The sequence below is a fragment of the Pectobacterium sp. HCp5_1 genome (assembly GCF_032905925.1).
Classification (GTDB): Bacteria; Pseudomonadota; Gammaproteobacteria; order Enterobacterales; family Enterobacteriaceae; genus Pectobacterium; species Pectobacterium brasiliense_A.
The window spans coordinates 1-1,389 of record NZ_JAUMIO010000082.1; the positions used below are offsets into that span (position 1 = coordinate 1).

Genomic DNA, 1,389 nt, shown 5'->3' on the forward strand with positions numbered 1-1,389 from the left:
GATCAGTTAAGGATCGGTTGACCGATCCAGTGGCTGTGTAAAAATCCGGAAATGCTCACCCGTTTCCGGATTTTTTTATGCACATTGGACAGGCTCTTGATCTGGTATCCCGTTACGACTCTTTGCGTAACCCACTGACTTCTCTGGGAGATTATCTCGACCCCGAACTCGTCTCACGTTGTCTCGCCGAGTCCGGCACGGTCACGCTACGCAAGCGACGTCTCCCGCTTGAAATGATGGTCTGGTGCATTGTCGGCATGGCGCTTGAACGTAAAGAGCCCCTTCACCAGATTGTTAACCGTCTGGATATTATGCTGCCGGGTAACCGTCCCTTTGTCGCCCCGAGTGCCGTGATTCAGGCTCGCCAGCGCCTGGGAAGTGAGGCCGTTCGCCGTGTGTTCACACAAACTGCACAGCTCTGGCATAGTGAAACGCCCCATCCACGCTGGTGTGGCCTGACTCTGCTGGCCGTGGATGGCGTGGTCTGGCGAACGCCGGATACACCAGAAAATGATGCCGCCTTCCCGCGCCAGACACATGGCGGAAAACCGGGACTCTATCCACAGGTAAAAATGGTCTGCCAGATGGAGCTGACCAGCCATCTGCTCACGGCTGCAGCCTTTGGCACGATGAAAGAGAGTGAAAATGCGCTTGCAGAACAGTTGATAGCACAGACAGGTGATAACACGCTGACTTTACTCGATAAAGGCTATTACGCACTGGGTCTGCTGAATGCCTGGAATCAGGCGGGGAAACACCGGCACTGGCTGATCCCGCTGAAAAAGGGGGCGCAGTATGAAGAGGTCAGGAAGCTGGGTAAAGGTGATCATCTGGTAAAATTGAAAACCAGTCCACAGGCCCGTAAAAAGTGGCCGGGTCTGGGGGAGGAAATCACCGCACGGCTACTGACGCTGACCCGCAAAGGAAAGGTCTGTCATCTGCTGACGTCGATGACGGATGCGCTGCGCTTCCCTGGTGGAGAGATGGCGGACCTGTACAGCCACCGGTGGGAAATCGAGCTGGGCTACCGTGAGATAAAGCAGACGATGCAACTGAGCAGGCTGACACTGCGAAGTAAGAAACCTGAGCTCGTGGAGCAGGAGTTATGGGGAGTATTACTGGCCTATAATCTTGTAAGATATCAGATGATTAAAATGGCAGGACATCTGAAAGGATACTGGCCAAATCAGCTGAGTTTCTCAGAATCGTGCGGAATGGTGATGCGAATGCTGATGACACTACAGGGTGCTTCACCGGGCCGCATCCCGGAACTAATGCGTGATCTTGAAAGCCAGGGACAACTGGTGAAATTACCGATAAGAAGGGAAAGGGCCTTCCCACGAATAGTAAAAGAAAGGCCCCAAAAATACAGTAAGGCCCGTAGATAAA

1 protein-coding gene is annotated in these 1,389 nt (G+C 53.3%); it reads left to right on the forward strand.

Features of this window, described 5'->3' with window-relative positions:
• The first annotated feature begins 77 nt into the window (after positions 1–77).
• Entirely contained in the window at positions 78–1,388 is a 1,311-nt protein-coding gene (locus tag Q3A88_RS21810) for an IS4 family transposase (protein WP_233991360.1), read from the forward strand.
• The last annotated feature ends 1 nt before the right edge of the window (position 1,389 follow it).